Origin of the sequence: Vibrio nomapromontoriensis, assembly GCF_050337205.1 — a bacterium.
Taxonomy (GTDB): Bacteria; Pseudomonadota; Gammaproteobacteria; order Enterobacterales; family Vibrionaceae; genus Vibrio; species Vibrio nomapromontoriensis.
Genome location: NZ_JAKJSS010000007.1, coordinates 333,074 through 358,168, shown reverse-complemented (window position 1 = coordinate 358,168; position 25,095 = coordinate 333,074). Strand labels below are relative to the sequence as shown.

Sequence of the window (25,095 nt, the reverse complement as noted above, 5' to 3'; positions counted from 1 at the left end):
TAATCCTTCAAAATATGATTTGAATCGTATTGTGTAGCGTTTGAGCTTTAAAAACAAGCATGTAGCATAGTGTTTACATACTAGATAATAACCATTTCTTTCACTACAAGCCTGAGCTACGCATGATATCGGCAGTGTGTGATAGAAAGTCAGCTTCGCTCATTGTTGTTAGCTGAAACATCACTTCTGCGCCGGCAAGATTGATCTCAACTTCGTGTTCCTCTAACGCTTCGTCATTTTGCTTTCGATATAAAAGAATGTGGTTAGCGATTCGTGCAATATCGAGATACGAGACTTCCGGTCTTTCAGCGACTTTTTCTTGGTTAGATGCCACTTCAATAAAGTCTTGATCAAATGCCCAAGTTGTTAGGACTTTTTCACTAATAAGAGGGCAGCGTGAATGGAAGATTTGCATCGCAAGTTCTGGATCAAGGTAATTACCTTTCTCTAAGTAGAGGTGGTATTCGTTGACTAAGCAAAAGAGTCCTATATCAGCGAGTAGGCCAACCAATAGTGCTTTTTCTTGTTCTAGGTAACTGTACTCGTCTTTTGATTGTTCTTGAAACGCTCGGGTTACGAGGACCATCGTCGCAGCTAACTCACGTGAAACGGCGGCACTTTGGACAAGAACACTTTTGCAGTTGTCGGATAAGTTAACAGAGTGTTTAAGCAACTCGATCGATTGGGCAGTCACGATGTCGCGTACTCTTAATATGCCAAGTCGAGAAACTGCAGTATGCAAATCATTACAGGTAATGTTTCTGCGGTTGAAGACAACAGAGTTGGATACGCGTAAAACAATGGCAGCGAGACCCGGGTCGTCAAGAAGACACTCAGCAATCTCAGTGATTCCAGTAGCTTCAAGTGTACAAAGCTTTTGTATCTTTAAAACAACTTCAGAGATAGGTGGTAGGGAAATTTTGCCGGTATTGATGGATTGTTCCACGAGCTCGGCAAACTCGGTCTCTAAACTCTCTATCAATAATTGTTGATTATCAGGGAGCCAGTAAAACGATAAGTGATTCATAGGACTTCGACAGCTAAGTATAAGCACCCAGTTTACCTGTCCTTACTCTTAATTGACAATATCCTTAGTGCCAAAATGTCGTGCTAAGTCAATTGTTTGACGTTTAAAACAGCGTTCATATATTGATAGTTATGCCACTAGATGGGTATGATATAAAATAGTGAAGTGACTCGCATTTGCTGGGGGTTGTAGTTATGTAAATGTGATGTTTACCCAGACTTATTTTGCAATGTGAACTATGATTAATGCACATTATATAAAAAGAGAGACGCCGCAGTGGTAATGCAGGTCTACTCTAGCTCCACTTTTTTCGCTTAAAAATGCTGCTTTTCTGGTGATCACGTTAATCGGGGTAATGGATTAAAGGATCAATGGAAATGATTGAGCAAAATTTCTACGACTACACAATTAAATTTGGTGAATCTCAAAAACGTTCAATGTTTGGTGGTACAGGCTTGTTCAAGGAAGGCGCCATGTATGCACTGGTCAGTAATGAACGGGTTTTTATTCGCGGCGGTTTAGATCTTGATGATGTCTTAAACGGTTTAGGTTGCGACAAATTTAAACATGTGAAAAAACAGTCTACTGCAACAGTAAACTACTATGATATTACGGAAATATTCGAGTCGAAAGCGCCACGCTTGCATGATTTAGTTAAAAAATCTATTGAAAATTCGGTAAGTCAACGGTGTACAAAAAGGGCGATAGAAAACCGACGCCTTCGTGACCTACCCAATATGCAATTGACGTTAGAGCGTATGGTGAAAAAATCGGGTATTGAAGACGTAAAAACGTTCTTAGAGCTAGGTGCTCCCAATGTTTTCAATCGCGTTAAACGTACTTACGGTAGTGATGTTGACGTGAAGCTGTTATGGAAGTTTGCTGGCGCGGTTGATGGTGTGCATTGGAAACTAATCCAAGATCCAATGAAACAGCAGTTATTAGATAATTGCTCTCAACTTGATGCGTAATCGCTGTTCACGCTTTCGTCTATTTCTGGGGAGAGTGTCATTAAAAAGGTCATACGATATGTATGACCTTTTTGCTTTCTAGCCCTGGTTAGATAAGGAAAACTTAGACAAAAGAAGCTTAGCCAACCGGGTTCGCCTGTTTGGCGCTTAGAATGCGAAGCGTGCTGTAAACATCAATTGATCACCGTAGATGTGATTGATGCGGCCTTCCAAACCAAGAGAGAACAATTCTGTTGAGTGGAAGCGTCCGTAAATAGAACCCATCCAGCGGTCTTTATCGCCAACATTTAGGTAACCCGCTTTACCACCGATCTCAAGTTGTGGACCTAACCATTGGCGTACACCTAGATTAACTTCCATACCTGTGTCTGTCTTATGGTGATCACCACTGTCGTGGATGTGCGCAAGCATTTCACCGGTAAAGTCCGCCCAGTTATTCACAGGAGCATGGAAGCCGACACCACCAGTGATGTCATAATCGCCTTCGAATTTTGAATCGATACTACCCACGATGTGCGCATTTGGGTGAATAGATTTACTGATTCCCGCTCCAAATGTCATTGGGCTAGCACCGATACGAGCTTCGGCGTAATCGTAGCTAAAGTTACTCATCGTTGCTTGATTTTGCTCTTGCTCTGCAAATGCATGCTGCGATGTTACGACCATTAATGCTGCTAAAAGAGTCTTGCGCATAATCTTTGTAAACCTTTTTGTTTGATTTTAGTTCCTTGCACATAAGTGCGCGCCGCGTATTACATTTTGGGCGGCAATGATATGTGGACATAATAATCGAAAGTGTCCCTTAATCACCAACAAAATGTGTCATCAACGCGGGGAAATTCCCAAAAAATGACATAGGTATACAAAATTCCATCAGTATTGTCGCATCTATACGGTAAAACTAATGATTTGTTACCTTCTCTAATGAGTGACTTATGGTGACAAGCAAGTGCTTTGACTCGTGTCGATTACTAAGGATGCCGTTATCTACTTTTCTTTTTACTAGGCATATATCCAAAGTAAGTCGCAATACGTCCATTAACGTAGATGGGTTAGGTTTATCGGCTACGTTAAATTTATCAGCTACGTTAGCTTTATCAGCCACGTTAAGCTGATTAGCTATGTAATTAGTCACCATAATTAATGCGATTTTTAGACAATGCGTCAAAAATGCGCTCAGTGTCCAATATTCTTGCCCAAGGAATGAGTTCGGGTTCGTGCTTTATCATAAAGGTGGTTAACTGCTGTTTTATGACATCTCTTAGTTCGTCGCCGCGCCAGGGCTTGTTGATGTAAAAGTCCAGGCAGGAATGATTGACGGCTTCGATGGTATCTTCATGGCCCGCTTGTCCAGTAAGAAGAATCTTGCGACTTGCATGAGTATCATCGTTTTCATTGAGTTGGATAAGGAAACTGACGCCAGTCTCTCCGGGCATAATATGGTCACATAAGATGAGGGCGAGTGGGACATTTTCACGTTGTTGTTCTTGAATTATTTCTTTTGCCTCAGCTACGGATTCAGCACCTTCAAGAATAAAGTCATCTTCAAAATCGGATAGGTCTTGTAACACGCTGTCGAGAACTTCTCGCTCATCGTCAACACATAAGATCAAATACTCTTTCATCTTTTTCTCCTTTTCGCGCGTCGCTTCTTAGGTTTTGTAAGTGCTACTTGGATTTGTAAGTGCGACTTGGTTATGCCAATTGCCGCTTCTCTTTAATGTGTGCCGTTACGTACTTAGTGTGTCTAACGGAAGGTAGACAGACATATTGGTATAGGCTCCTAGCTTAGAATCAACTTCAATCCACCCCTGGTGTTGGGCTAAAATTTGCTGACAAACGGATAAGCCGATCCCTAGGCCAAAATTGCCTTCTTTTTTGGTGGTGTAATTTAGCTCAAAAATAGCGCCTTGCTGGTCAATCGGGATGCCATCGCCGTTGTCGATAAATTGGTAAACCGCGTAATTGATGCCTTGGCGTTGTTCGCAGCTAGTATGAATTTGCAATTGTCCGTTGTCAGGAAGCGCATCTAGCGCATTCGAAATTAGGTTGGTCCATACTTGTTGCAAGGCAATAGGCATACAGCGAATCTTAGGAATATCTCCGTATTCCTTGATGACATTGTGGCGTTTCAGTCTATTTTCAAAAATGACCAATGTGTCCTCGATGCCTTCATGTAAGTCAACAAACTCATAAGATTCGTTGTCTGGTCTCGCATAGCCCTTGAGGCTCTTTACCATGTCTGCGATACGCTGTGCGCACACCTGGATAGACCGCAATGTGGCACCCGTTTGTTGGTACTGTTCGAGCTGGTGGAGGCGATGAGACAGTTGTTCTGGTGAAACGCGGGCAAGATTGATTAAATCTGGGTTGTGGTGCAAATCGAGCTGCACAAGACGCTTTGCTATGCGCCTGTCTGTGATGGTAGTTTGTAAACTCTTCGTTCTAGCGCGCAACTCAGATGTAGAGAGCGGTGTTGCTAACCTCGATTTTTCGAATACATCAACCCCAAAAGAAAGATCGCCTTGGTTATTATCTTGCTGAAGGATTTGGCCTATTTTGTCAGTCACCGTTTCGGCACCCCGTAAAATGGCAGAAACGGGGTTATTGAGTTCATGGGCGACACCGGCGACTAACTGTCCGAGCATGGCCATTTTTTCTTGGTCGATGAGTTGTTGGTGTGCAGATTCTAGTGATTCTAACGTCTTTTGTAGCTGGAGTTTAGTGTTGATACTACGTTGAAGTCGGCGATTAAAGTGTCGCAATAGCAGGTTAGTAAACAAAGGTAATAGGTCGGTATTAGAATGCATGACTTGCGTGAAGACTTGTCGGTCTAATTTTATTACCTTGGTTTGGGTCAGTGTCATCGCCGTGGAAAATGAACATTCGCCAGTGACAAATGACATTCCTCCGACAATACCCCCTTTACTGTGCCTGACAACTTCGCACTGCTGCCCGAGTTGGTCTTTTTTATACAGAGCAACGTGACCATCCACTATGAACCACAAAAATCGGTTGGCTTGTCCTTCCTTGGTAAGCAAGTGTTCGGCTGAGTATTGTCGCACTGCTTTCGTTTCATCACTTTCGGTAAAGAATTTAAGTAAAGCTTCAATGACTTGCGCAGCAAGGTCGTCATCGGAGAGTTCATGGAAATCATGAATAAAACTTGCACGATAAGAGTGCATCTTGCGTTCGATATGCGCTCTCATTAATTTTTGTTGGTCGAGTATTTGGCTGTAGTGCAACAAGTCTTTTTTCTCTTGGGAGACAATGTAAGTAGACAGCTCTTTTTTAACGGTTTTTTGTAGGACATGTTCCGCAAGCGGTAGCGTTAGACAGTGGTCAAGCTGGCCTTCATTCACGGCGTTAAGAATGGCCTGAATGTCGCCATAGTTTGTTTTTGTCATCAGAATTTTTCGAGCGGTTTGGGTGTGGCGAGATTGCTCGAGTTGAATAAGAAACGCTCCGCCATCAAAGACGTTTGAGTGACGGGCTAGTACCAGCGCAAGCTGTTGTCCAGCCGATCCTATTAGTGCTAAGAGTTCATGAGCATCCTCAATAGAGGTAACAAGATGAACATCAAAATGCGATTGATATGAGGATAACTCAGTGTCGAGTAGGTCGAGATTCACCAAGTCATTGTCTAGACATAACACTGCATATCGATTCTGTTGTCGCATTCGTTTCCAAACCTTCTCTATTGAGAGTTACATTTTAATATAACAATAAAAAGCATAGGGTTATGAGAAGTAGGTATGAGATTGGAGATCCTTTCAAGTTAGGTTAGACTGAATGAAATACACATCAATAAAATGTCTATACCTCTATGCATCAATTAAAGAAAATGGCGGCTATCGGTGGCGCTGTCGCACTTGTTTTATGTTGGCCTTTTGCGGTCGGCCATATTGGCCAGAAAGTTATCGAAGATGGGATTGAACATCTAGATAGCGATACTGTGAGCGCTGAAGTGGTTCGTTATGATCGTGGTTACTTATCTTCCCAGGTGGAAACTCGCTATCAAGTGAATGATCCTGTTTTGAAAGAACAGTTGGAAGTAGATGGGTTACCGACAGATTTTGTGGTTGCGAGTGATATCCAGCATGGTTTGTTTAGCCTTAGCGCTGAATCGGTAATGGTAAATTATCCAGACTTCCCACTGTTGCTTAAAACCGTCACCCAACTGAACGGAAACACAGATTATGACTTCACTCTTGGTAGTTGGAGTTATCAAGGTAACGAAAGTCAGAACGTAAACTTCTCTATTTCTCCCGCGTCGGCGAGTGGGACAGTGACCGTGCTTGGCCAAGTGACGATGGACGCGATGGTTCCTTCTATTCAATTAGATTTTGAAAATGGTGAGCAACTACTGGTTTCTGACTTAAGCATTAGTGGTGATGGAAAAAAAGAGCAAGGTTTTTGGTTGGGCGAACAGCAAGCATCGATGAAAAATTTCCGCATCTTAGATCAGCAACACACTAGCATTTTTGATATTGATAAGGCGTCTTATACCTTTAAGTCCATGTTGGATTCAGAACTAGATAGAATTGATACTCAGCATCTGTTTGACTTAAAAGCGTTGACGTACCCAGAAGGTGGGGAGCTTAGTAACTTAAAAGTGGATTTCTCACTGGAGTCTTTAGATCGTGCCGCATTTGAGGGCTTGGTCGGGATTTATCAGTCTAATCCTTCTTTGCAACATGCTGACATTAATACGCTAGCACCGCTCATAGAGACGCTGTTTGCAAGAGGCTTTAAAATTGCGATGAATGATATGCATTTTGCACTTCAAGATGGTGAGTTTAAGTCTAAGTGGCTGGTTGAAATCCCCGAGGGGACGACGAATGTATCTAAGGATCCAAGTCTAATTATGCCGGCTCTGACTGGCAATATGGATGCATACATGTCAAATGCAATGATTGCATCTCACCCTATGTTGTCTCAAGGCGTAGATGAACTCGTGGTCATGGAGATGATTGAGCAACAAGAATCCGGCTATCAGTTGAAAGCTGACATTGAAAACGGTCAGTTGATGTTTGAAAATGGACAAAAAATCCCGCTGCTAGCCCTGTTTCTACCGTTGATGATGGGACAGCCAGGTGCTCAATAATCGCATTGAATGAAAACTCACTGTGTTGAAGCAAGAAAAGAGGTCCTAGGACCTCTTTTCTTGCTTCTTATCTATGTAAAAACATGATATTACTGAATCTTAAACCGATTAAAGAGTAGTTAGGAGTAGTAAGTTCATGGAACCGATTCAAGATAATGTCTTCAATTTCAGTGCCGGTCCTGCGGCACTGCCAAAAGCAGTAATGGAAAAAGCTCAAGCAGAGTTTATTGATTGGAACAATCTAGGTACATCGGTCATGGAGGTTAGTCATCGTGGTAAACCTTTTATTCAGGTTGCCGATGAAGCTGAGCAGGATCTTCGTGATTTGATGGCGATTCCTGATAACTATAAAGTCCTATTTTGTCACGGTGGAGCACGAGCACAGTTTTCTGCCGTTCCTTTGAATCTGTTAGGGAAAAAGACAAGCGCAACCTACATTGATGCTGGTTACTGGGCAGAGAGTGCCGTTGAAGAAGCTCAAAAATATTGCTCAACAAGCGTCTACAAAGCCAAAACGACGATTGACGGTAAGGTTGCGGTAAAACCAGCAAGTGAGTGGCAAATCGATGCAGACTCCGCTTATGTTCATTTTTGCCCTAATGAAACGATTGATGGTATTGAGATCAATGAGCTTCCTCAAACTGATCTACCAATTGTTGCCGACATGTCATCAACGATTCTATCGCGTGAAATTGACGTATCTCAGTACGGTGTGATTTATGCGGGTGCACAAAAAAATATTGGTCCAGCTGGTATTTGTATAGTCATTGTTCGTGATGACTTATTAGATCTTGCTAGCCACGTGCTGCCATCGTTTTTGAACTATAAAGTACTGGCAGAGAAAGACTCGATGTACAATACGCCTCCAACGTTCGCTTGGTACTTGTCTGGGCTTGTATTTAAGTGGCTGAAAGCGCAGGGTGGTGTTGCTGAGATTGAAGTTCGTAACAAAGAAAAAGCCGCGATCCTATATGACTTTATTGATGCTTCAGATTTCTATAGAAACGATGTGCACACTGCCAATCGTTCATTGATGAATGTGCCATTCCAACTTGCGAACCCAGAGCTGGATGACAAGTTTTTGGCATTAGCAGAGGAACGAGGTTTACGGGCGTTGAAAGGGCATCGTGCGGTAGGTGGAATGAGAGCGTCAATTTACAATGCAATGCCAATAGAAGGTGTGCAGGCGCTTGTCGCGTTAATGAAAGAGTTTGAAGCGCAATACGCGCAATAATAGTCATGTGACGGTGGCATTAGCGAAAGCTTTGACTGCTATAGATAACGCATCGCTATCATCGTTTTAATAAATAGAGCTGCACGCGAGTGCGGCTTTTTTTTTGCATAATCACAACGGTGTCAACGTACTCTAAGGAGTGGCTTGGTAGCAGCCTTTTATTCTTGCGTTATGGCTCTTACGCGACGGCGCTCTCGTTATAAATTATTATCGCTATAAATTATGGTCTCCATAAAAACTTTGTGAACAACTACGTTTCTTTCTATGCTCGCCTTCACGTTTTACATAGGGAGAAGTCGGCTATGATCGTAGTGTGTTTATCTCGGAGATAGCGTATGGACATCATTTTTCTGGTTAGTCTCATTGCACTTAACGGTCTCTTTGCTATGTCGGAGATTGCACTTGTTACTGCCAAAAGTGGTCGATTGAAAAAAATGGCTCAACGACAGGCATCGGCTCAACTCGCGCTGCAACTCAAGGAAACCCCAACGTTATTTTTGTCTACTATCCAGATTGGCATTACCGCTATTGGTATTTTGAGCGGCGTTTTTGGAGAGGCGATACTATCTGCACCGTTCAAGCTTTGGCTCATAGAGCATGGTGTGGAGCATGATATTGCGTCGGTATTTGCCACCGCTATTGTGGTGATAGCGATTACCTATTTTGCCATTGTAGTTGGAGAGCTTGTTCCTAAGCGATTTGCACAAAATAATGCTGAGCGAATCGCCGTTTTCGTGGCCTATCCAATACATTGGCTCGCTCAACTCACCAAGCCTTTTGTCGCTTTATTGTCAATCTCAACAGACGCCTTACTTCGTATGATGCGACAGCAGGATAATCAGAACGAAAATGTAACCGAAGAGGATATTGTCGCTTTGGTGCGGGAAGGCACTGAAAAAGGGGTGATTGAACATCAAGAGCAAGTCATGATTGATAATTTACTTTATCTTAATGACAGGGTTGCGACATCATTAATGACCCCTCGAAGTGATATCCACTATTTAGATATTGAACAGTCAATCGATGAAATTTTAAAGAACCTTCGCCAGACACAGCACTCAGTATGGCCAGTATGTCGAGGTGGCTTAGACAATATGATAGGGACAATATCATCGAAAGTACTGCTTGATGAATACAATGACCTTTCTATCGCCAAGCTTGCGAGGTTGTTACGCAAGCCTAGGTTTGTGCCAGAGTCAATGAAGGGACTGTCACTACTGACATACATGCAAAAGACCAGCTCAGAAATGACATTTTTGGTGGATGAGTACGGCGATGTGCAAGGGCTAGTGACCCATTATGATGTCCTTAAATCCATTGCTGGTCAGTTAGGAATGGCGCCACAACAAGTGTGGGCGAAACAATTAAAAGATGAGAGCTGGCAGATGGACGCATTGATGCCTCTCAACGAATTCAAACATAAGTTAGATTTCGCGGAGTTAGAAGGGGAGGCGGAAGAAAGATTTCAAACATTGAACGGGTTCTTAATCTGGTTGATGGGTCGTGTACCAAGTGTTGGGCAACGAATTCACTATCAACACTGGGAATTTGAAGTCGTCGTCGTGAAGAATAATCGAATTATTCAAGTAAGAGTGCGTAAAGCAAAGGAGGTGCCGGATAACAATGATGTTGAAGTATGACAACTATTACGAAAAGCAACAATCCGCTCCTTTAGGAGCGGATTGTATGAGTCATTATAGTGTTTGATGCAGCTCGAAATAACGCCCTTGTTTAGCCAGCAATGCATCATGATGCCCAAGCTCTAGGACTTTGCCATCTTCAAGTAAGCAAATGGTATCGAACGTATCGAGGTTAACTAAACGGTGGGTAATGAACACAACGGTTTTACCTACGAAATGCTGGTCAAATAGCGCCATCATTTGCTGTTCTGTTTGCTTGTCTAAGCCTTCGGTTGGTTCATCAAGTAATAGAATTGGTGCATCGTGCAGCAGTGCTCGAGCGATACCAATTCGTCTTTTCTCACCTCCCGAAAGTTGACGACCGCCATCACCAAGCCAAGTATCTAAACCCGATTCAGTCAGCAACGTGTTTAGACTAACTTGACTTAATACCGCCTCTAACTCGGAATCTTGAGCATCAGGTTTTGCCATAGCTAAGTTATCGCGTAGCGAGCCGTTTAGAATATCAACACGTTGACTGACAATACTCATTGATTGCCTTAACTGCACCTCACTCCAGTTTTGAATATTGTGACCAGCCAGTTTGACACTGCCAGATTGAACGTCCCAATAGCGAGAGATGAGTTGCAATAGCGTAGATTTACCTGAACCTGTTTGTCCAACAATCGCCAATTTCTCGCCGCCCGCAACAGAAACAGAGACATTTTCTAGTGCATTTTGATGGGCATCAGGGTAGCTAAATTGTACCTTGTCAAAGTCGATAGAGAAGTGGTCGTTGTGCGTGACTGGCTCCATAGGAAACTGCACTTCTGGCTCAGCAAGGATAATCTCGTTTAACCGCTTGGCCGATGTCAGTGTCTGTCCAAGGAACTGGAATGCGCTGGCGATGGGCATCAGTAGCTCAAAACTGGCCATGGTGGCGAACACCATTAGCGCAATCAGTGGATCTGGTTGATTGCCAGCGACACCATCAGCGGATAACCACAAAATAAGGATGAGTAACCAGCCGTTAGCTAGAATCAACAGACCCTGCGCAAGACCTGAAACCTTGGCATGGATAAATTGATTGCTGAGTAAGCGCTGCTGAGCATCGAGAATAGCTTCACGGTAGCGAGATTCTGCACCAAATAACGTTAATTCACTGTAACCTTGCAGCCAGTCCAACGTTCGAACTCTAAGATCAGCCTTGTTTAATGTCAGTTCATGACCATTGTTTTTCCCAAGGTAATAAAATAACACTGGCCAGATAATCAACAGCGCCAGTAAAATTCCCCCTAGAGTAAGGGCTAGGGTTGTGTCAAACCAGCAAAGTACGGCAGTCAGACCAATGATGCCCAAGAAGCCGACAACAATAGGGCTGATTAAACGTAAGTAGACATGGTCCATTGCGTCAACATCTGCGACTAAACGGTTAAGCATGTCTGCATCACGGATATTAATCGCTTTACTTGGGATCAGCGGCGCAAGCTTGCTAAAGAAGAACACTCGCAGATCGGTCAGAAGCTTAAACGTCGCGTTATGGCTAACGACTCGCTCTCCCCATCGACCCGCTGTTCTTCCCATTGCGGCACCCCGAACGCCCGCTCCGGGAAGCATATAGTTGAACGTTTCTCTCGCGATAGTCAGTCCGGCGACGGCTGAGGCTGAGATAAACCAACCTGACAGCGTCAATAATCCGATTGAGGCAAAAAGTGTTGCAAAGGCGAGCACCATCCCCAGAGACAGACCAAACCAATGTTTCTTATATAATTTAAGATAAGGGAGTAACTCACGCATCTAAATTCCCCTTATTGTTATCGACCATCGTATTGTGTGCCGACAGCATGGATTTAAATAACCCATCAGTTTGTGCTAATGCCTCAAAGTGACCAGATTGTTCCAACTTACCGTGATTCATGACCCATATACTATCGACGCTTTTAAGCTGTGATAGCTGGTGAGTCACCGTTAACGTGGTTTTCCCTTGCGTGGTTTGTCTGATGCCTTCTGTCACTAAGCGTTCACTTTTGGCATCTAAGCTGGCGGTGGGTTCATCAAGAAGCCAAAATTGCCCATCTTGAATCATCGCGCGCGCCAGTGCTAAGCGTTGAGCTTGCCCGACCGATAAGCTACTAGAGCGATCGGTAACGTGGTAATCAAGGCCATGCTGATCCACAAATTCATCTGAAAATGAGGAGGATAGGGCGCTTAGCACGGTGCTATCGCTGACATTTTCTTTGCCCAGTGTAATATTTTCACGGATGGTGCCGTGTAAAAGTAGTGGGTTTTGCCCAACCCAACTGACGTTCTCACGCCAATCATCGCAAGCAAGATCACGCAGTTCTTGTCCATTAATTTTCAGGGACCCCGAGTAAGGCATAAAGCCTAAAATCGTGTTCACTAAGCTTGTTTTACCCGCGCCACTCGGACCGACGAGCGCAATGCTTTGGCCATCTTGAATATGAAAGCTGATAGGTCCAACGAGTCGCTTACCTTCTGGACTAAATATCTCAAGATTCTCAGCGGAGAGCTCAATATGAGAGTGAGTGTTAAGTGTGTTTTGACCCTGTGGCAAATTGTCCACTTTAGTATCTAGAAACTCAACAATACTTTCTGCCGCGCCAACCGCTTGAGCTTTAGCATGATAAAACGTACCAAGGTCTCTTAAAGGTTGGTAAAACTCAGGGGCAAGGATCAAAATGAACAAACCCGCAAATAAGGTAACGCCAACGCCGTAGTGACCAAAATTGACTTCACCAATAAAGCTAAATCCGAAGTATACAGCGGTCATTGCAATAGAGATGGAAGTAAAAAATTCTAGGACCGCAGAAGAGAGAAACGCTAAGCGAAGTACATCCATTGTTCTCTTTCTGAAGACTTCTGACGCACCTTCAAGTACATCTTTTTCTGCTGCTGTTCGGTTAAATAGACGGATTGTTGTCATGGATTGCAAGCGATCATAAAAGTGACCAGACAAGCGTTGCAGTGCTTTGAAGTTTTTTCTGTTCGCGTCTGCTGCCTTCATACCAACTAATGCCATGAAAAGAGGCACAAGAGGAGCGGTAATCAGGAAGATAAGGCCCGCAGCCCAGTTAATAGGGAACACGACAATCAAGATAACAAAGGGTACTAAGACCGCTAGCGACATCTGTGGTAAGTATTTAGCGAAGAAATCATGCATATCTTCGACTTGTTCCAATACCAGTGTTGCCCAAGTGCCGGCTGGTTTACCTTTAATATAGCTTGGCCCCAGTTCGTGGAGTTTATTGAGAATAAGCTCTCGAATGTAGCAGCGGATTTTTTCGCCACATTTAAATCCTGCAATTTCTCTTCCCCACGCACACCCAGCACGCCCTGCGACCGAGACAATTAGTCCGATAAAATAGGGGATAAGTTCATATTTGTCAGTATGTTCAATAATGAGCTGGTGGAGTATGGTCGCTATCAAAGCAGCTTGCGCGAGCAAGAACAAGCTGGATAACACGCCAAGGCCTACTGCGATCAGTAGCCAGCGCTTTGCTAAACGACTTTGCGTTTTGAGCCAGTTATTCAAGCTCCGTTGTTTCTTTTTATCCATTTAGACAGCTTAACTTAATGAGTATTATTCTTAGAAGAAGCGGGGAGTATACAAAAAAGAACCCAGTGTATACACCACTGGGTTCTAAGGTTTTGTAATTGTTTTAGGCGTTGATAGCGTCGAGGAAGCGTTCTGCATCCAGAGCAGCCATACAACCCGTGCCTGCAGAGGTAATGGCTTGGCGATAATTATGGTCCATAACATCTCCTGCTGCATAGATACCTGGAATAGAGGTCTGCGTGGCGTTGCCCTCTAAGCCTGATTTTACGATGATGTAACCATTATTCATCTCCAATTGGCCTTCAAATAACGATGTATTTGGTTGATGGCCGATGGCAATAAACGCCCCCATGACTTCAATGTGCTCAATAGTGTCGGTTTGAGTATCTTTAACATTGATACCCGTTACGCCCATTTCATCGCCTACTACTTCGTCAAGCGTGCGGTTGGTGTGCAAAATAATATTGCCGCTTTCGACCTTATCCATTAAGCGTTTGATTAAAATTTTTTCCGCGCGGAATGTTTCACGGCGGTGAACTAGGTGCACTTCGGAGGCGATGTTCGCAAGGTACAATGCTTCTTCCACAGCAGTATTACCGCCACCAACGACGGCGACTTTTTGATTGCGGTAGAAGAAACCATCACAGGTCGCACATGCTGAAACACCACGTCCTTTAAATGCTTCTTCGGACTCAAGTCCTAGGTACTTGGCTGAAGCACCCGTTGAGATTATAACCGCATCCGCTGTGTACTCTTGACTGTCTCCAAAGAGCTTAAATGGGCGCGCACTGAAATCGACGTTATTGATGTGATCGAAGATGATTTCGGTGTCGAATTTCTCTGCGTGTTCTTTCATCCGATCCATTAGTAGTGGGCCGCTAAGATCTTCGGCATCGCCTGGCCAGTTCTCAACATCAGTGGTAGTGGTGAGCTGTCCACCTTGCTGCATTCCTGTGACGAGCACAGGATCTAAGTTGGCACGAGCCGCATAGACAGCAGCGGTATATCCTGCAGGACCTGAGCCAAGAATCAGCAATTTACAATGTTTTGAATCAGCCATGTTTATTCTCACTTATTTATCTTTAGGCAGCGATGTTGAGCTACTCGCTTTATCTCTTCTAATATATTGGGCTTTGCGGATAAGAATCAACACTTAGCGAGCAACAATGTCAGATATTTACGAAATCCGCTGACGATAGGTGGATAAATAGTCCAATAGACTGTGCTTTCTGTGGTAACCCGCTTTGAGTATCTAATCTTATAGCATATTTGACTAGCCCAAGCTGTAATGGCGTTGGGTTGTCATTAGGCAGTGCTTTATCTTATTTTTCTAGCTTAACTGATTGATAAATGGCGGTTAAATCTCTTGCTGTAGTCAGCTATGCTAGTTTTTGTTTGTTGAGCGCGGTTGTTGTAATGATAAAAAGCTAACTTTCGGGTAAATGGTGGATTAATGTTTTGAAATTGCCATGTTGATGGATGCAAATGCTATGAATGGTTGAATTTTCAGAGTTAATGCGTTTTACTTATTTGTAAATAAGTTGTTGCATTTGTGGTTAAAATGCAAATTGTTAAGGCGATTATTATGTTACATTCCAATGAAAATACCCTACATTTAACTCAGCTTAGTGAAGAGGCTACTCAACAGCTTTCTCCTTCCTTTTCTAAATTGCCCCATACCGAGCATGCTGACGGGCAATATCGTCTGCGTCGTTACTCTGTTATTCAATTTTGTGATGGAAAAGTCGTTGAAGAAGACAAACATGACTTTATGCAGACAGAACACTTTAATCACTTTCAAGGGGATGTGATTCGTCGCTTTGAGCCTATCCTCTCCAAAACATTGCACAGTGAGGGCATGCGAGAATTGGTATCGTTATTTATGACGTCAAATCAACTGCCTAATGGACAAGAGATAGAAATTCATCAAATGCGCATCGCTGCAGTTTATGAAGAGACTCAAGTCGCGCCTGAAGGGGTGCATCAAGATGGGTTTGACCATGTTGCAATTGTGGGCATTGAGCGCAAGAACATCGTTGGTGGGGAAGTGATGCTGTACAACGACAATCATGAAGCGCCGTTCTTTAGAAAAGTGCTTGAAGATGGTGAGGTGGCCATTTTAGATGATCATCGCTTGTGGCATAACGCGCAACCTATTCGCTGCGTAGACTCCAAAACAGAAGGGCACATGGATGTCTTTGTACTCACAGCCAAGGATGCGAATAATGCACTTCACTCCTAATTCAGCAAGAGAGCAATTTCCGGCGCTGGCGCAATGGCATAATGAACGGCCTGTTGTGTTTCTCGATGGACCGGGTGGCTCGCAAGTACCGCAAACAGTACTTGAGGCAATGACTCATTATTTAGGGCGTTATAACTCAAACCTTGGTGGGCATTACTTTTCGAGTCAACATACCGTCACGTTAATGGCAAAGGCTCGCAGCACCTCCGCTGAATTTCTCAATGCAGAAAGCGCTGAGCAGGTAGTATTTGGTGCTAATATGACGTCGCTAACGTTCCAGTTAAGTCGTGCGATTTCTCGTGACTGGCAACCTGATGATGAAGTCCTTGTCACTGCATTGGATCATTATTCGAATGTGTCGTCTTGGCAGCAAGCAGCGGACGATAAAGGCGCCATTGTTAAGCATGTTCAGGTAGATGAGCGCCACTGCACTCTTGATTATGAACACTTTGAATCATTACTGACCAATAAGACGAAGCTGGTTGCTGTGACGTATGCGTCTAATACGACAGGGTCCATTACAGACATTTGTCGTATTGTAGCGGCTGCAAAGAAAGTGGGAGCCCAAGTATATGTAGACGCAGTTCACTTTGCACCACATGCATTGATCGACGTTCAAAGTTTGGGGTGCGATTATTTAGTGTGCTCTGCCTATAAGTTTTTTGGACCCCATTTAGGTATTGCCTACATTGCACCGCAACATTTGCAATCGCTAAAACCATACAAGGTTGAACCAGCAACCAATATTGGTCCGGGTAGATTTGAAACAGGGACTCAAAGCTTTGAATCATTGGCAGGTTTAGTCGCGGCGATTGAGTATTTATCCCAATGGGGCGACGGAAAGGGTATTCGTGAAAAATTGATATCATCAGCTAGCGTCGTTGCCCAGCATGAAGAACAAATTAGTCGTTACTTTTTAGAAAGGCTGTCTAGATTAGACTACATGACACTCTATGGGACGCCGGAAGCAGACCATCAGCTTAGAACCCCAACCTTTGCTTTACGTTCAAGTGTACATTCACCGGAATGGATGGCAAAAGTACTCGGTGAAGAGAATATCTGTGTTTGGAACGGGCATTTCTATGCGTTAGGCTTGGTCAAGCAGCTTGGTATTGAGGAGTCAGGGGGCGTATTACGTGTGGGCTTTATGCACTATAACACCTTGGCGGAAGTCGATACGTTTTTCGACGCCCTTGAATCGATGCATTAATGTTTGTCCGTCATTGCCCTCGTGAAAGAGGGCAATGATTGGGTGCAAAAATAGGGGATTGTTACAGGTGGCGCGCTGTTAACAATTGTTGTTTTACCCCCTTACCTTACAGGCTATTCGGAGACTTCTACTTCGTAAGACGTAAATTTTCTAATGTTAATCACGCCCGTGTCGAAGATCAGATATTGACCTTTAATTCCTTTTAGTATGCCTGAAACAACAGGTTCTTTATCGAAATTATGGGACTTGATTTTAGTCGGGTGTTCTTCTACCGGATAGCTAAGAGACGTAATGTTTTCGGCAAGTATTTCGATAGATTGCTCGCCATATTGTGCTCGGATTTCCGCAATCTTATCCGCTACAAGAGGAAGTAGCTCTAGCGCTTTTTCTTGCAACGCAATTGGCGACCCATCCTCTTTTAATAGTGTGCGCCAATTGGTTTTGTCGGCAATGTGTTTCGCCAGTTCAATCTCAATTAAGCCAGAAATGTAGCGAGTTGACACTTTTAATATAGGTAGACCTTGTGTGGCACCTTGATCAATCCAGCGAGTGGGGATTTGAGTGTGGCGAGTGATACCCACTTTTAGACTAGAGGTATTCGATAAGTAGACAAAATGGTCCACCATGCAGTTGGCTTCCCCCCACTCAGGCTCTCGGCAGGTACCGGCATCATAGTGGCACGTTTCAGGTTTCATTATGCACATGTCGCAACTGGCGAGCTTACGCATACAGACAAAGCAGTGACCTTGAGAGTAGCTTTTTTTAGTCTTCTTACCGCAGGCACTACAAAAAATATTGCCAGTATGGGTAAGAGTTAATGTGCGACCGATGAAAGACGCGAGTTCGATTTCTTGCTCGCCGACAGGTAGGCGATATTGAACCGTTGAGTCGAGAGTAGCACGCATTTTGGATAGCGTACCAGATGCTAAAAGCGACATGACATTACTCATTTTTGTTGTTTTATTTAGTGTAACAAATACAGCGCTTGTGGTCTGTTTAAAAAGAGAGCGGAGTCTGCGGTAATAGGGGAGTGAGCTACTGAATGATTTATAGATCATAAGAAATTGTCAATGTTAGACGTCATATACAGCGAGAGGCTTCATGGTATCGTGAATTGAGTATTGCTAATGGATGAGGCAAGCGCTAGTTTTATTGATGGATTAGTCAGAATTTGAGTTTAGCGCTACCCAATGAAGTTTCCTTATCGTTTATTGCTGTTATTGGTTTTTGTGACGGTTGCGTTTGTTCAGTTTTACCATTTGTGGGGAGAACAAAAACGGCTTGTCTTAACCACAAACAAATTCGAACTCTTTGCTACCAACGATCAACAAGATGGGGGGCAAAGTCAGTCGATCTTAACAACAAGCAATAATCAGACACGTCTTAACTGTGAGTTAAAAAGTAGCGACTACCCTTGGCCATATTGTGGTCTGTCGATTCACCTAAGTGCTGACGCATCCAAAGGCATAGACTTGTCCAGTTATCATACACTCGAAATTGAGCTCGACTATTCATTGCCGGCTGATGTGGATAAAACGTTGCGTCTTTACTTTAGAAATTATAATCCCGCTTATTCTAACCTTGAAGACGAGTATACCCATAAGTACAACGGTATTACGCTCAACCATGAGAGCGGGCTGCTGTCGATTCCCATCAAGAACTTTCAAGTTATGACGTGGTGGTTGGTTGATAACAAAATACCGATTGAATTTGCTTCTCCTGAATACAGTAACATCACCAAATTTGAGTTAGCGACTGGCTCTGGCTCTATGTTGGGAGAGCACCAAATAGGAATTAAGAACATTACTTTAATAGGGCGATATATTGAGGGAGAGTCGCTTTTTCTAATGTTACTGGCTGGTTGGGTTATGGCGGCGATTTCTTTGATCGCCTGGGAGTTTAGAAAGCACCGTAGAGATATAGAGCGTTCGCATCGTAGAACGGCTCATTTGGCGCGTCTTAACCAAAGATTGACCAGCGAAAATATTATGTTCGCCGAGTTAGCGCATAAAGATGCTCTGACAGGGATTCGAAATCGTCATGCAGTAAGAGAATGGTTGGAGAACCAGCAACGAAATTGCTCGAAAAGCGTGATGAGCCTCCTTTTTATTGATATTGATTACTTTAAGTCTATCAATGATAGCTACGGGCATAGTGTTGGCGATGACGTTCTACGTGAATTTGCAGTGATATTGTCGGATGTTGTTAGCGAACAAGACATTGTTGTACGTTGGGGCGGAGAAGAATTTGTTATTTTTTGTTTAGATAAAAATTGCGAGATGGCAGCGCGAGAAGCAGAAAAAATTCGACAGAAAGTCAGTAGTCATTTATGGATACACGGCGATTCGCTGACCTGTAGTATCGGTGTGTCTGAGGTGTGTGCGGATAATGTCTACGGTGCGATAACCCAAGCCGACAATCGGTTATATCGTGCAAAACAAGCGGGCAGAAACTGTGTCGTGTTTAGCTAATGACTGCTTATTTGAGTTATGTATAAACATCATTGAAATTATCAACATTGATGAAAATTACGGGTTGAGGTGAGACTCTATAGGGTCAGTTTGTATCATCTTGCGTTCTATCGCCTCCGTTTCAGAAATGATGGGTTCTTTTGGACCTAAATATTTAGGTTGCGTGTCCATAATGTAGAGATCCAAAAACGCTTTTGTTCGCGCAAATACTTCTCTAAGACGTACAGAAAAACCAGATTTCGTCGTGGGACCGGAAACGGCTAAGCAAGTTGCGTTAATATCATAAGAGCGGGCGATAAACAGCGCTCGTTCGCAATGAAACTTTTGCGTGATGATTAAGAAGTCATCAGTATCGAAGATCTTTTTGGCTCGCACAATGGAATCTAGCGTCCGAAAGCCAGCGTAATCGAGGTGAATGGCGGGCTCCGGTACTTCCGCTCGTAATAAGTCCCGTTTCATCGTCCAAGGCTCGTTGTATGAACGATGAGCATTGTCTCCGCTCAGTAAAAAGTGTGACACCTTCCCTTCGTCGTAGAGAGCAATAGCCGCTTCGATGCGATGTGAATAATACTCATTGAGTGTGCGCCCCAAGTATTTACTGGTGCCCAACACGACCGCAACTTGGACGTTATCTATCTCTTCAATAGACGTGAGAATGCGGTCTTCAGCCTGCCAGCTGACCCAACGGTCAACGGAGATGACAAAGACAACGAACATGATGACGGTATAACAAGCAATACGAAGCCCTCTCTTGATGAAAGAGAACATGGATGCGGAGAACAACGTTTCCTTGTTAAATCTAAAGGTCACTAAATCTGACGATTCCTTTGAGCCCAAATGCCTATACTCACAAAGCTTAGAACCACAATGCTGAACATCAAGCCGGGTTCGGTATTATCCAAAACATCTGCTAATAAGGGCGTTGCTTTTATTATGACCAGCCCATATCCAAATGCGTTAAGTAGTATAAAGCAGACCGTGCGAATTGCGAAATTTGTGTTTCGTAATGCATTTCGCATCAAGCGGTTAATGTCTGCACCTAATACGACAAGTACGCAAGCAACAAGTGCCGTTGAAACCTCAAAAAGATAGGGAGAGATAAATTGGCCACCGGGCGAGAAGATGTGGAACATTGGGGAGATCCTTACTTATTTGGGAAAATGGAGTCGAAAACAAAGTTATTAAACAAAAAAAAGGCCCTTGTAAACAAGAGCCTATGTGTAGGTAAACCGCTAAATGTGAGGTGTATTCCGTTTAGAACGCCGAGCGCTTGTACTTACGGTACACTGGCTGCCAGAAGTTTTCTTCAATCGCTTCGCGTAGCGTCTCGTCAGAGGTTTCTTTCGCAACGCCTTGCTCGATGGCTTTTTTAGCGACGGCAAAGGCAATGCGTTTAGACACTAAATGAATCTCTTCCAACGGTGGCAATAGTTGCCCAAAGCCTTTTTGTGCTAATGGAGAGCATTCGGCCAACGCACGGCTAGATTCCATTAACATTTCATCGGTAACGCGTGATGCTTGAGCCGCGAGTACACCAAGCCCGATACCAGGGAAAATGTAGCTGTTGTTACACTGCGCGATAGGGTAGGTTTTTCCTTCCACCACAACAGGATCAAAAGGGCTGCCTGTTGCAACTAATGCTTGACCTTTGGTCCAGCGAAGAATGTCATTAGGTGTCGCTTCAACACGGCTTGTCGGGTTTGAAAGTGGGAACACAATTGGGCGTTCACAGTGTTGATGCATCTCTTGGATGATCTCTTTACTAAACAGACCTGGCGCACCAGATACGCCAATTAATACTGTTGGCTTACCATTTTTAATGACATCGTGTAGCGAGAAACCACTGTTTTCACTTTGCCAGTCGGCAGTGTTAGTGTGTTTTTGAACCAAACGTTGTTGGAAGTCGAGAAGGTTTTGCATGCCTTCTTGCAATAAGCCCCAACGGTCGACCATAAAGACTTGTGAACGCGCTTGTTCATCAGAGATGCCTTCAGAGACCATTTGCGCCACAATTGCCTCGGCAATACCGCAACCTGCAGAGCCCGCACCCAAGAATGTAATGCGCTGATCAGACAGTTTACTGCCTGCCGCTTTACATGCCGCGAGCAGAGAACCCACGGTGACCGCAGCGGTACCTTGAATATCATCGTTAAAACAACAGATTCGATCTTTATAGCGCTCTAGTAGTGGCATCGCATTTTTTTGTGCGAAGTCTTCAAATTGAACGAGCGCTTCTGGCCAGCGGCGCTGGACAGCTTGAATAAAGTCTTCTACAAACGCGCGGTATTCATCGCCGGTAATACGCGGATGACGCCAACCCATGTACATAGGGTCTGCAAGACGTTGTGGATTATTGGTTCCCACATCGAGCACGATTGGCAACGTGTAGGCTGGGCTAATTCCGCCACATGCCGTATAAAGTGCCAGCTTCCCAATTGGGATCCCCATGCCGCCAATGCCTTGGTCTCCCAATCCCAAGATACGCTCACCATCCGTGACAACGATAACTTTAACGTTGTGGTTACGTGCATTGTTTAGCAAGTCGTCAATACGATCACGGTTTGGGTAAGAGATAAACAAGCCGCGTCCACGACGATAGATGTTTGAGAAGTTTTCACACGCTGCCCCAACCGTTGGGGTGTAAATGATCGGCATCATTTCTGAAATATGGTTTTGAACCAGGCGGTAAAAAAGCGTCTCATTGGTGTCTTGGATGTTACGAAGATAAATGTGCTTATCCATGTCGCTTTCGAAGCTCGTATATTGCTTATACGCGCGGTCTACTTGTTCTTGAATAGTCTCAGTCGTTTCCGGCAGTAGCCCTTCTAAGTTGAAAGACATGCGTTCTTCGGTGTTAAAGGCGCTGCCTTTATTAAGGAGCGGGGTACTAAGTAGGGCAGGGCCTGCATATGGGATATAAAGCGGTCGTTTATTGTTATTCATGGGTTACCTGTTTGGGAACAGTGGAGATGGAATTGAGCACAATTAAGATGCGTAATTTACCATATAATTCACCATATCGCGATGAAGTTTTGTTAACGGCTTGTGTCACACTAGGTAAAAGTGCACCGATGCACCTCGAAACTTTGTTGGACCCTCGTTATACTCACTTTCCCAATACTTATTGCTTAGTGTCGTTATGATTTCTCTCCCAATTGATAGCATTGAATCCGAATTTAAACAGTTACTTACTCAGCACCATTTGGTGGTTGAAGCTGAAACGGGATCGGGTAAATCGACACGTTTGCCACTTTGGGCGATGACACAAGGTCGGGTGCTGGTGGTTGAGCCGCGTCGGATTGCGTGTACCTCACTGGCTGGGTTTGTCGCAGAAACGCTATCTGAAAAGGTAGGCGTGAGTGTGGGGTATGCGATAAAGCTCGAAAGTTGCTATCAAGATAGCTCTCGTGTGGTGTTTGTCACGCCGGGTGTCGCTTTGCGTTGGTTTGCTGAAAATCAACTGGCGGGCTTTGATATTGTCATCATTGATGAATTTCATGAACGGCGCTGGGATACAGACTTATTGGTGGCGCTACTAAAACAAGCACAGAGCCATAGAACTGTCATCACGTCGGCGACAATTGAAGGGGAAAAACTTGCTGGGTATTTCAGCGCGCAACGCTTGGTGGCGCAGGGACGTCACTATGACGTCACGCTTCAGCATGTTCGAGCCGATAGCCGCCAGTTGCCAGATAGCCGAGATTTAGAGCAGAAAATCAAAGAAACGGTTGAGCGCTACTGGCATACATTAAACGGTGATGTGCTGGTGTTTCTCCCTGGTCGCAAGGAAATTCAACAAACGGCGTCTATGTTACGAGCAATGGCCGAGCAATACGATATTGTTATCGCTCCATTATACGCGGCCGTCACAGATACGGAACGTGCGCTCGCAATGACAAAGCAGACCAAGCGTAAGATTGTCTTGGCGACGAACGTGGCCGAAACCTCGCTGACAATACCTAATATCGAATTGGTGATCGATTCAGGTCTTGAGCGCCGCAATGTGCAAAGAAATGGTCGTACTACGCTGATGCTCACTCATATTTCCAAAGCCAGCGCTAAGCAGCGAAGTGGGCGAGCGGGGCGAGTGATGAATGGGCAATGCGTACGTTTGTATGGAGAACATGCCGCCCTTGCTGTCGTGACGCCTCCAGAACTTCAGCGAGAGTCCGTTGTGGAGCCAGCTCTTGTTGCGGCAATGTGTGGGCAGTCGCTAGAGGGATTGGATTTTATCGATGCTATTCCCATGAAATCGCTAGAACAAGCTAGGCAGCATTTAATGGAACTTGGCGCAATTAATGAGTTTGGTATCACCGATCATGGCCGTCAGCTCGCCCCATTACCTGTTGATACCTTATACGCACACCTGATCGCTAAGATGCCGACTAACGCATTAAAAGAAGTGATGATCGACTTAACGGCGGCGTTGTGCACAACAGGCAGCGTGTACCAGCTCTCTAGTAATGAAGAAGCACTTGAAGCGTTGGATAAACAAGAGCCTAGAGGCTGCGATGCCACGCTTTTAGTTGGACTGGTACGTGGCAAGGAGTTTGGTGGCATCACCGTTAATGCGGAAGCGTTAAAGGAAGCTCAAGGTCTATCCCAACAGATGCGAGACGTATTTCAACTGCCTACACGAGAGGTCGCGTCACGTTATGATGTTTCTGAGTGGATACTGGCAACGATTCAGGCTAACAATGAACTGTTATTTGTTCGCCGAAAGAAACGTAAAGAGGCGCTCGGTAATGGTCATATGGAAGTGCTTCTTGGACGGCAAAGTCGACTTAAACCAAGCTCTGAAGGGGCATTAGTCTTTGCTATTCATAGCTTACCAGGGCGCGGCGTTAGGGAAACAATGAATCTAGCGACTGCGGTTATGCCCGTCAGCATGACGATGATCGAACACTCAGGAGTTGGCCAGTGGCAGACAAAAGAAACCGTTAATACCGAACTGGGTCTGAAAAATTTCGATGAATTGCAGTACGCTGGAAGGGTGATTACCACTCGATTATCAGAACCTGAAGGTGGTAGTGCATTAACCATGATGGTCAACGCCATCATGAGTAAGAAGGTTTTTCCTGCGTTAGCTCATCGTATTAACAGTGAGCTACAGCATTGGCAGCTCTACCAAGATTTAGGGTTGGCTGAGCACAGTAAAGTAACCTCACCGATCACTGTAGAGCAATGGCTGCACGATAATCTGAAAGCACTGGGCGTGGAGTCATTGAGTGATCTTGAGTTATTGGATGAAGACGATTTTATTGTCGAAGGAATTCCGAAGTGGGAGTACCAAGATTTTGCCGCGCGATTTCCGCTTATCATTCAGTTAAGTGGTTTGAAACTGGATGTGGAGTATTTTGGACGTAGCAAACTCGTCCAGATTCACTTCAACGGAGGCAGTAGAAAGGCGGATCCAATGCGCAAAGAGTTGCCAGCGTGGCAAGGGTGGCGTGTCCGTTATAAAAAAGCAAGCCGAGTGATCGATTTAAGATGAGCGATTTAAAAGCCAGGCTGGTGCACGCAATCGGTTAAATAAGGTTATGCAATCTTGTGCATTTTTGTTCATATTATGTTGCGAATTAGATTTTTATATCACTATTAAATCGCCAATGAAGTAATAAAAGATGATTTTAATAT

19 protein-coding genes are annotated in these 25,095 nt (G+C 44.3%); 8 read left to right on the top strand and 11 right to left on the bottom strand.

The genetic code is table 11. The annotated features are described in order from the left end of the window. Positions 1-103 precede the first annotated feature (103 nt). Complete coding sequence (locus L4D05_RS05745; protein WP_428751023.1) at positions 104-1,027, bottom strand: HDOD domain-containing protein; 924 nt, start codon at positions 1,025-1,027, stop codon at positions 104-106. A gap of 371 nt (positions 1,028-1,398) precedes the next feature. Between L4D05_RS05745 and L4D05_RS05740 the strand changes: the two genes are divergently transcribed. Continuing rightward, entirely contained in the window at positions 1,399-1,998 is a 600-nt protein-coding gene (locus tag L4D05_RS05740; protein WP_428751022.1) for a TfoX/Sxy family DNA transformation protein, read from the top strand. 147 nt (positions 1,999-2,145) lie between these two features. Here L4D05_RS05740 and L4D05_RS05735 read toward each other — a convergent pair whose 3' ends face one another. The 3 genes from L4D05_RS05735 to L4D05_RS05725 all read right to left on the bottom strand — a co-directional run bounded on the left by L4D05_RS05735 (position 2,146) and on the right by L4D05_RS05725 (position 5,678). Further along, on the bottom strand, positions 2,146-2,691 hold the full coding sequence (locus L4D05_RS05735) for a hypothetical protein (protein ID WP_265673178.1): 546 nt from the start codon (positions 2,689-2,691) through the stop codon (positions 2,146-2,148). A gap of 434 nt (positions 2,692-3,125) precedes the next feature. After that, a complete protein-coding gene (locus tag L4D05_RS05730; RefSeq protein ID WP_428793302.1) occupies positions 3,126-3,623 on the bottom strand; it encodes a response regulator in 498 nt (165 codons plus the stop codon). A gap of 105 nt (positions 3,624-3,728) precedes the next feature. Continuing rightward, positions 3,729-5,678 (bottom strand): ATP-binding protein, encoded by a 1,950-nt coding sequence (locus L4D05_RS05725; RefSeq protein ID WP_428793301.1) that lies wholly within the window; start codon positions 5,676-5,678, stop codon positions 3,729-3,731. A 146-nt stretch (positions 5,679-5,824) separates the two neighbouring features. Between L4D05_RS05725 and L4D05_RS05720 the strand changes: the two genes are divergently transcribed. The 3 genes from L4D05_RS05720 (at position 5,825) to L4D05_RS05710 (ending at position 9,979) form a co-directional block, all read left to right on the top strand. Then, the gene (locus L4D05_RS05720) at positions 5,825-7,105 is read left to right on the top strand and encodes a DUF945 family protein (protein WP_428793300.1); all 1,281 of its coding nucleotides are present in this window, start codon (positions 5,825-5,827) and stop codon (positions 7,103-7,105) included. A 136-nt stretch (positions 7,106-7,241) separates the two neighbouring features. Beyond that, a complete protein-coding gene (gene serC, locus L4D05_RS05715; RefSeq protein ID WP_428793299.1) occupies positions 7,242-8,339 on the top strand; it encodes a 3-phosphoserine/phosphohydroxythreonine transaminase in 1,098 nt (365 codons plus the stop codon). Between the two features lie 335 nt (positions 8,340-8,674). Next, positions 8,675-9,979 carry a hemolysin family protein gene (locus tag L4D05_RS05710; RefSeq protein WP_428793298.1) on the top strand — a complete coding sequence of 435 codons (1,305 nt, stop codon included), beginning with the start codon at positions 8,675-8,677 and terminating at the stop codon, positions 9,977-9,979. Between the two features lie 54 nt (positions 9,980-10,033). On the opposite strand, the gene cydC is transcribed toward L4D05_RS05710, so the two are convergent. The 3 genes from cydC to trxB form a co-directional block, all read right to left on the bottom strand. After that, complete coding sequence (cydC, locus tag L4D05_RS05705) at positions 10,034-11,755, bottom strand: heme ABC transporter ATP-binding protein/permease CydC (protein WP_428793297.1); 1,722 nt, start codon at positions 11,753-11,755, stop codon at positions 10,034-10,036. Next, positions 11,748-13,535 (bottom strand): heme ABC transporter permease/ATP-binding protein CydD, encoded by a 1,788-nt coding sequence (gene cydD / locus L4D05_RS05700; RefSeq protein ID WP_428793296.1) that lies wholly within the window; start codon positions 13,533-13,535, stop codon positions 11,748-11,750. The genes cydC and cydD overlap by 8 nt, the downstream gene beginning before the upstream one ends. 103 nt (positions 13,536-13,638) lie before the next feature. Continuing rightward, positions 13,639-14,595, bottom strand: a complete 957-nt coding sequence (gene trxB, locus L4D05_RS05695) for a thioredoxin-disulfide reductase (RefSeq protein WP_428793295.1) — start codon at positions 14,593-14,595, stop codon at positions 13,639-13,641. Positions 14,596-15,120: 525 nt separating this feature from the next. Here trxB and L4D05_RS05690 point away from each other — a divergent pair. Together L4D05_RS05690 and L4D05_RS05685 are read left to right on the top strand one after the other, a co-directional pair. Further along, a complete protein-coding gene (locus L4D05_RS05690; RefSeq protein WP_428793294.1) occupies positions 15,121-15,777 on the top strand; it encodes a 2OG-Fe dioxygenase family protein in 657 nt (218 codons plus the stop codon). Beyond that, positions 15,761-16,987 carry a cysteine desulfurase-like protein gene (locus tag L4D05_RS05685; RefSeq protein ID WP_428793293.1) on the top strand — a complete coding sequence of 409 codons (1,227 nt, stop codon included), beginning with the start codon at positions 15,761-15,763 and terminating at the stop codon, positions 16,985-16,987. The genes L4D05_RS05690 and L4D05_RS05685 overlap by 17 nt, the downstream gene beginning before the upstream one ends. Before the next feature lie 113 nt (positions 16,988-17,100). Here L4D05_RS05685 and L4D05_RS05680 read toward each other — a convergent pair whose 3' ends face one another. After that, positions 17,101-17,925, bottom strand: a complete 825-nt coding sequence (locus L4D05_RS05680; RefSeq protein WP_428751011.1) for a DUF2797 domain-containing protein — start codon at positions 17,923-17,925, stop codon at positions 17,101-17,103. Positions 17,926-18,177: 252 nt separating this feature from the next. Here L4D05_RS05680 and L4D05_RS05675 point away from each other — a divergent pair, with 252 nt between their 5' ends. Next, a complete protein-coding gene (locus L4D05_RS05675; protein ID WP_428793292.1) occupies positions 18,178-19,458 on the top strand; it encodes a GGDEF domain-containing protein in 1,281 nt (426 codons plus the stop codon). Positions 19,459-19,515: 57 nt separating this feature from the next. Here the strand turns inward: L4D05_RS05675 and L4D05_RS05670 are convergent, their stop codons facing one another. The 3 genes from L4D05_RS05670 to L4D05_RS05660 form a co-directional block, all read right to left on the bottom strand. Continuing rightward, positions 19,516-20,175 carry a SanA/YdcF family protein gene (locus L4D05_RS05670; protein ID WP_428793556.1) on the bottom strand — a complete coding sequence of 220 codons (660 nt, stop codon included), beginning with the start codon at positions 20,173-20,175 and terminating at the stop codon, positions 19,516-19,518. A 92-nt stretch (positions 20,176-20,267) separates the two neighbouring features. Then, complete coding sequence (locus L4D05_RS05665; protein ID WP_265673158.1) at positions 20,268-20,591, bottom strand: DUF3392 domain-containing protein; 324 nt, start codon at positions 20,589-20,591, stop codon at positions 20,268-20,270. Positions 20,592-20,712: 121 nt separating this feature from the next. Next, a complete protein-coding gene (locus L4D05_RS05660; RefSeq protein WP_428793291.1) occupies positions 20,713-22,401 on the bottom strand; it encodes an NAD-dependent malic enzyme in 1,689 nt (562 codons plus the stop codon). A gap of 196 nt (positions 22,402-22,597) precedes the next feature. On the opposite strand from L4D05_RS05660, the gene L4D05_RS05655 reads away from it, so the two are divergent. Continuing rightward, positions 22,598-24,952: a helicase-related protein gene (locus L4D05_RS05655; protein WP_428793290.1), complete on the top strand. Its 2,355-nt coding sequence runs from the start codon at positions 22,598-22,600 to the stop codon at positions 24,950-24,952. The last annotated feature ends 143 nt before the right edge of the window (positions 24,953-25,095 follow it).